The 6,609-nt window shown below is 40.8% G+C and carries 7 protein-coding genes and 1 other RNA gene; 5 read left to right on the forward strand and 3 right to left on the reverse strand.

The genetic code is table 11. The annotated features are described in order from the left end of the window. Together ACIQ6T_RS06925 and ACIQ6T_RS06930 are read left to right on the forward strand one after the other, a co-directional pair. The gene (locus tag ACIQ6T_RS06925) at positions 1-600 is read left to right on the forward strand and encodes an aminotransferase class IV (RefSeq protein ID WP_395785180.1); all 600 of its coding nucleotides are present in this window, start codon (positions 1-3) and stop codon (positions 598-600) included. A gap of 9 nt (positions 601-609) precedes the next feature. Next, complete coding sequence (locus tag ACIQ6T_RS06930; RefSeq protein WP_395785181.1) at positions 610-2,043, forward strand: ATP-dependent RecD-like DNA helicase; 1,434 nt, start codon at positions 610-612, stop codon at positions 2,041-2,043. Here the strand turns inward: ACIQ6T_RS06930 and ald are convergent, their stop codons facing one another. Then, positions 2,044-3,129, reverse strand: a complete 1,086-nt coding sequence (gene ald, locus ACIQ6T_RS06935) for an alanine dehydrogenase (protein ID WP_395785182.1) — start codon at positions 3,127-3,129, stop codon at positions 2,044-2,046. It lies immediately after the preceding gene. A 204-nt stretch (positions 3,130-3,333) separates the two neighbouring features. On the opposite strand from ald, the gene ACIQ6T_RS06940 reads away from it, so the two are divergent. From ACIQ6T_RS06940 to ACIQ6T_RS06950, 3 genes are all read left to right on the forward strand, one after another. Next, positions 3,334-3,807, forward strand: coding sequence for an Lrp/AsnC family transcriptional regulator (locus ACIQ6T_RS06940; RefSeq protein ID WP_395785183.1), 474 nt, complete (start codon positions 3,334-3,336; stop codon positions 3,805-3,807). A gap of 23 nt (positions 3,808-3,830) precedes the next feature. Beyond that, positions 3,831-4,200: a transfer-messenger RNA gene (gene ssrA / locus ACIQ6T_RS06945) on the forward strand. Positions 4,201-4,358: 158 nt separating this feature from the next. After that, positions 4,359-5,384: a DUF6268 family outer membrane beta-barrel protein gene (locus ACIQ6T_RS06950; protein ID WP_395785184.1), complete on the forward strand. Its 1,026-nt coding sequence runs from the start codon at positions 4,359-4,361 to the stop codon at positions 5,382-5,384. 56 nt (positions 5,385-5,440) lie between these two features. Here ACIQ6T_RS06950 and ACIQ6T_RS06955 read toward each other — a convergent pair whose 3' ends face one another. After that, complete coding sequence (locus tag ACIQ6T_RS06955) at positions 5,441-5,920, reverse strand: DUF2147 domain-containing protein (RefSeq protein ID WP_395785185.1); 480 nt, start codon at positions 5,918-5,920, stop codon at positions 5,441-5,443. A gap of 72 nt (positions 5,921-5,992) precedes the next feature. Then, positions 5,993-6,609: M24 family metallopeptidase (locus ACIQ6T_RS06960; protein WP_395785186.1), on the reverse strand; the 617-nt coding region annotated here is incomplete at its 5' end.

The raw sequence follows: 6,609 nt of genomic DNA on the forward strand, positions 1-6,609 counted from the left end.
ATGTTTTCATTTTTAGAAACTATTTGTGTGCAAAACGGTCAGGCTCTTCATCTTGACTTCCATCAAATGCGTGTCAACGAAACATTTGATACCTTTTTTCAGGAGTGGGAACCTTTTGATGTACACGAAGAGATTTCAAAAATTGTCTTACCCGAAACAGGAATACATCGCTTACGGATTACGTATACAGAGGATCCACAAACCGTGGAGCTATTTCCATATGAAGCTAAAGTGATTCAAAAATTCACCTTGGTTGATAGCGGCGAGATTGATTATGGCTTCAAATGGGCCGAAAGAGGATTTTTTCGGCATATTTTGGAGGCACACCCCTTGGCTGATGAAGTGATTTTTCATAAAGATGGAATTATTCAGGATTGTACCATCGCTAATTTAGCTTTCTTGAAGGATGGTGTTTGGTATACACCGGAAGCTCCGATGCATTGGGGAACGACACGTGCCCGCTTATTGGTTGAGGACCAAGTAGAAGAAACTGATATTTTAGTTTCTGAATTAGATCAATACGAGCGAATTTGCTTGATTAATGTTTTTCGTCCACTTTCAATCGAAAACTCCATTGCGCTACCCGGGGCTATTGTGTAAATTTACCTTATGAGTATTGCCAAAAGCCCAGCTTTCTTACTAAATCAAAAATTTCCCTTCGAACCGACGCCATCGCAGTCGGCATTATTTTCGCAATTGGATAAATTTATTGTCAACGAAGATGAGTGGTCGGCATTAACATTCATCATCAAAGGATACGCAGGAACGGGTAAAACCACCGTCATTTCAACTTTGATTAAGATTTTAGGAACCTTCAGTTATAAAACGCAGCTTTTAGCGCCTACGGGTCGTGCTGCTAAAGTGATGGCTAATTACTCGAAAAAGAAGGCATTCACCATCCATAAAAAAATTTACAGACAGGTAAGTAACCCACACTCGGGAACTTTATCCTTTCAACGCATGCCCAACTACGCCACGAATACCGTGTTTATTGTTGATGAGGCATCCATGATTACGGATGATTCTGATTTTGGCCAAAATAGTTTATTGACCGATTTGATTGAATATGTCTTTACCAATCCTGAAAATGGACATACTGGCAATAAGCTAATCTTTGTGGGTGATACGGCTCAATTACCTCCTATTGGTAAAATTCTTTCGCCTGCCCTTTCCGCGGATTACATTGCGAAAGAATTTCACATGGAAGTTAAGGAGCATGAACTAACGGATGTCATGCGTCAGGATATTCATTCTGGAATATTGTACAATGCCACAAACTTACGTGGCTTATTAGCTCAAAACTCCACGGAAATCAAGTTTAATACGGCCTCTTTTAAAGATATTTTCCGCATGACGGGAGAAAAAATGGAAGATGGCATGCAGTATGCCTACCGGAAATTTGGGAAAGAGGAAACAATCGTTTTAACGCGATCCAATAAGAGCGCGGTTCAATTCAATGAGTTTGTTCGGCGGACCATTTTGTATCAAGAGGATGAAATATCATCGGGAGATTTATTGATGATCGTGCGTAATAATTACCATTGGTTGGACGAAGATTCGCCAGCTGGATTTTTGGCCAATGGCGACTTTGTGGAAATCATGAAAATTAAGCGCGAGGAAGAAATGCATGGGATGCGATTCTTAACGGTCAGCTTACGGCTGTGTGATTATGAAGAACATCCTGAGGTGGAAGCCAAAATCATGCTCGACACCCTGCATTCATCCGAGTCAGCCTTAAGTAAGGAGGCTAATAAAAAGCTATATGATTCTGTTTGTGAGGATTATGCGCACTTACCAAAGAAAAAAGAACGGACTGAGGCAATCCGAAAGGACCCGTATTTAAATGCATTACAGGTTAAATTTGCTTATGCATTGACCACCCACAAATCACAGGGTGGCCAATGGAAAGCCGTTTTTATCGATCAAGGCTATTTAAAAGAGGAACAAGTGGATGCCGAATATATTCGTTGGCTTTACACTGCCATCACCCGTGCGACGCATGAGGTGTTTCTTGTCAACTTCCACGCCAATTTTTTCCTATAATTACAACGAGAAAGCCGCCGCTAAACCAGGATGGTATAACTTTCCATCGTAGATTGTCAAACCTTTATTTAGAGCCTCGTTGGCCGAGCAAGCATCTTGGTAACCTTGATTCGCTAATAAAAGCACGTATGGCAACGTAGCTTGCGTTAGCGCCATCGTAGACGTTTGCGGAACTGCACCTGGCATATTAGCAACACAATAGTGCAGAATTCCGTCTACTTCATAGACAGGATCTTCGTGGGTTGTTGGATGACATGTTTCAATACAACCACCTTGGTCCACAGCCACATCTACTAGCACCGTACCTGGTTGCATGCGCTTTAAATCTTCCTTTTTAATGAGGTGTGGCGCCTTAATTCCATGAAGCAGCACGGCACCTACAATTAGATCGACATGTGGCAAATGCTCTTGAATGGCATGCGGATTGGAATGTTGGGTGTGGACGTTAGCAGGCATGACATCACTCAAATAGCGTAAACGAGCTAGATTAGTATCCATGATGGTGACGTTAGCACCTAAACCAGCAGCCATACGTGCGGCTTGTGTTCCAACGACCCCACCTCCCAGAATTAATACATTGGCAGGTTTTACACCGGGCACGCCGCCAAGCATTTTTCCTTTTCCACCTTGCGGTTTACCTAAAAAATAGGCGCCTACTTGGATGGCCATCCGACCGGCTACTTCCGACATCGGAGTTAGTAAGGGCAAAGATCTGTCGGCCAATTCCACGGTTTCATAAGCGATGCACGTTGCCTTACTTTCAATCATAGCATGCGTCAGTTCTTTAGAGGCCGCAAAATGAAAGTAAGTAAATAGAATTTGCTTCGGCTTGATTAGGGGATATTCAGAAGCCAAGGGCTCCTTTACTTTAACAATCATATCCGCGATGGCATACACCTCTTGGGGAGTGCCTAAGATTTTGGCACCAACGAGATCATAGGCTGAATCGCTAAATCCGGAACCTAAACCAGCTTGGGTTTCTATGTAGACTTGGTGGCCAGCGGCAATCAAACTTTGAACACCGGCAGGCGTAAGTCCAACGCGTGATTCTTGTTTTTTAATTTCTTTGGGAACGGCTATAATCATGATTTGGTTAGGTTAAAAAAGAACAGCCAACGAAAAATTCGCTGGCCGTTACCTTTGATGAAGTATAATACATTGCAAATATATACACTGCCATAAAATTTATGGCATATAGCCGATAAATAAGGAAAATAATATAAAAAATTATACTTTTGAAGAAAATATTTCCGAAAATAGGTCATTAATTACTTGTAAACCGAAAACTTTATGGCGATTAAATCAAATTTAGATAGCCTAGATCTGCAGATTTTAAAAATTATCCAGGTGAATAGCCAAAAAACAATCAAGGAAATTGCTGAACAGGTGAATCTATCCCTTAGTCCTACGCATGACCGGTTGAAACGCTTAGAAACGGAAGGCTACATTCAAGGTTATGTAGGCATTTTGAATCGCAAAAAATTAAATCTTGGCTTATTGGTGCATTGTCAAGTTACATTAGAAAAACAAAATCGAGATAATTTTTCTTCGTTTGAAGCTTCGATTAAGGCATTCCCTGAAGTAATTTCATGTCATTTGGTTTCAGGAAATTTTGACTACTACCTGAAGGTAGTGACAGAAGATGTAGAAAGTTACAATCGATTCTACCAAGAGCATTTGGCTGTTTTGCCGTCTGTTGCCCACATTTCAAGTTTATTTGTGATGGACGAAATTAAATCAACGACCGCGCTACCGCTGAATTAATTACGTATCTTTGCAATCTTATTGGGACTGACCGGTTTTGACAGCTTAAGCAGATCGGTTGTTAGCACGTCGGGAGTTGGGGGTATTTCCTGTTTAAAAAACCTTCGAATTATAGCTGGCAATACTTCGTATGCCATGGCTGCTTAGTCTGATAGACTAACCAATTGCCATCGTTCCACCCCGGCCAAACTCTGCCGCTAGGGATCCCGGAGCGTCGACCATGCAGAGTCGATGATTGCGATTTCACTAAGCGATCATTAGTATCCAGTGAATAAGTGATCAATAAGGTCTGATCTGAACCTGTTGGCCATCGAAAATCGATCAAATCTAAACGTGTAGAAAGCTTCCGGTTTCTAGGTTTGGACGAGGGTTCGAATCCCTCCAGTTCCACTAGTATGTATTTTTCTAAAGGCCCAGTTTGTCGCTGGGCCTTTGGTATTTTGTATTGTCAACCCATTAATAGCAAGCCCTAATAAAATAGTATAGGGTAACAGCATAATTTTGAGTGATTTACCAATATATTTACAGCCATAAAAAGCAACCCTATCGCTATGAAAAAAATAATTACCTTGATACTACTCGCTGTTTCTACAGGAGTTTACGCACAGACTGACACAACTGAAGTTTTCGAAGATTACAGCCAATATGGTGAGGCTGAAGGAGTTATCAGATATTGTACGCAAAAAGTTTTAAATCAAACACCACAGCGAATCATTAGCATTGGGTATGATTACAATGCAGGATTTCACATGCCGGGTATACGTTTTAGTGAATTGAACACTTCTCCACAAGAGTTTCATGTAAACCGTGTCAATATGCTTCGCGCTCAGGTGAATGTTCCTGTCATTGCCACGAACAAATTTATATGGCAGTTGGGCGCCAATTATTGGAGCTCCAAATTTGAATTCGAGAACAATAAAGCCAATAATCCATTTGTATCCAGCCTACAATCTAATGCCTTAGTGAGCACAGGCATAAACACGACCATTTTTAAACCACTCAATGAGCGGAATTTCTTAATTCTTCAAGCGAGTGCTGATATCAATGGCGTATTCCCTAAGCTTGGCGATATTGATTCAAAAGCGTTAACCTTAAGCGCGACCGGAATTTACGGTTGGAAAACCTCCGAATCAAACATGATTGGTACAGGTATCGCCCGTACTTACCGTGCCGGAAGATTGATATATGTTCCAGTAATCCTTTGGAATAAGACATTCAATGATCGCTGGGGAATGGAGCTTTTGTTACCTGCAAAAGGATTTTTACGCTATAATTTCTCTACATCAAGTATGCTACAAGTTGGCTTTGAATTAGAAGGAAATCAATTTTATACCAAATTGCCTCAGAGTAAAAATGGCGAAGGGTTCATTCAGCGAGGAGAATTTAAACCACGTATCATGTGGGATAAAAAGATCACTGGATTCCTTTGGTTTAATGTGCAAGCCGGATTACGCTATAACTATCGATTTGATGTCATGAATAAGTATGATGGCAAGGAAGATGCCGACAGGTTTTTCACGAGCCCCATGGGCAACCCGATGTACATAAACTTTAGTTTAAACTTCGTTTCTCCCTAACAAAAAAAAGGCTTCAAAAATTTGAAGCCTTTTTTTATGTCGTAAAGAATATCGGTTTACTTAACCTGACGCGTCCAAGTATCCGTTCTACCAATTAACGAAACGCCGATGTATCCACGAACCTCTAACGTATTTGCGTTAATCAGTTTCATTGTAGATGAATAGGTATTTCCGTTCTTAGGATCATAAATATTTCCTTCGTCCCAAACATTATTTTCTTTAGGCAAAAATCCCCAAATATTAATCAAGCCTAAAACAGGTCTTTTTTTGGCGGTTTCATCCGACTGGTTTTTGTCTAATTTGGGCTTTCCCGTTTCAGGATCTATTGGCTCCTTCAACCAAACTACTTTTCCTTGGTACTTCTCACCATTCTTGTAGATACGAACCATCGCATTACCTTCACCTGTTTTCCATACACCTACAATGGCATCTGGATTATCTGGCAAGGTGATAAATGACGAAGTTGTCGTCAAAACAAGTAAACTAAATAATCCAAACATCATAGCTCGGAAATTAATCGATAATTTATTTTTCATTTGTCAATTTTTTATGATGAAATAAAATTAAGAAACTAAACTAATAACACAAATACATAAAAATATTTAATACTACTCAAAGCGACTCCGCTCCTTGATTAATTTTTCAATTTCGGCCGTAGTCCGCGGTGAACCAGCCGACAAATTTTCATTACCTGTTTCGGTAATCAAAATATCATCTTCAATTCGCACACCGATATTCCACCACTTTTTATCACAATTACTTCCAGCAGGAATATAAATCCCTGGTTCAACGGTGACAATAACACCAGGGGCCAACGTACGCGGCCCTAAATCATGCACGTCCAAACCCACATGGTGTGAAGTGCCGTGCGGAAAGTATTGTCGGGCCTCTTGTTTGGATGAGACAATACCTAGGCCAACTAAACCCGTATAGATCACCTCACGTGCTGCAGCATCTACTCGGTCATGCGGAATGCCTGTTTTACACATGGCAATCCCCGCATCTTGCGCTTTCAAGACCAAATCATAAATAAGCTTTTGTTCGGGCGAAAAACGGCCATTTGCAGGAATAGTTCGTGTTACATCAGCCGTATATCCATGATATTCAGCCGCACAATCACTCAACAAAAGATCACCCGCATTCACCTGTTTCAAATTAGTCGTATAATGTAAAACACAAGCATTTTCAGATGCTCCCACAATACTTGGATAACCTGGATATTCAG

Source organism: Aquirufa sp., from assembly GCF_044377215.1.
In the GTDB taxonomy this organism is placed as follows: domain Bacteria; phylum Bacteroidota; class Bacteroidia; order Cytophagales; family Spirosomataceae; genus Aquirufa.

Excerpts from the sequence above, each read along its gene's own strand:
- ACIQ6T_RS06930 (WP_395785181.1), top strand. The coding sequence starts at position 610 with ATGAGTATTGCCAAAAGCCCAGCTTTCTTACTAAATCAAAAATTTCCC.
- ACIQ6T_RS06940 (WP_395785183.1), top strand. The coding sequence starts at position 3,334 with ATGGCGATTAAATCAAATTTAGATAGCCTAGATCTGCAGATTTTAAAA.
- ACIQ6T_RS06925 (WP_395785180.1), top strand. The coding sequence starts at position 1 with ATGTTTTCATTTTTAGAAACTATTTGTGTGCAAAACGGTCAGGCTCTT.
- ald (WP_395785182.1), bottom strand. The coding sequence starts at position 3,129 with ATGATTATAGCCGTTCCCAAAGAAATTAAAAAACAAGAATCACGCGTT.
- ACIQ6T_RS06950 (WP_395785184.1), top strand. The coding sequence starts at position 4,359 with ATGAAAAAAATAATTACCTTGATACTACTCGCTGTTTCTACAGGAGTT.
- ACIQ6T_RS06955 (WP_395785185.1), bottom strand. The coding sequence starts at position 5,920 with ATGAAAAATAAATTATCGATTAATTTCCGAGCTATGATGTTTGGATTA.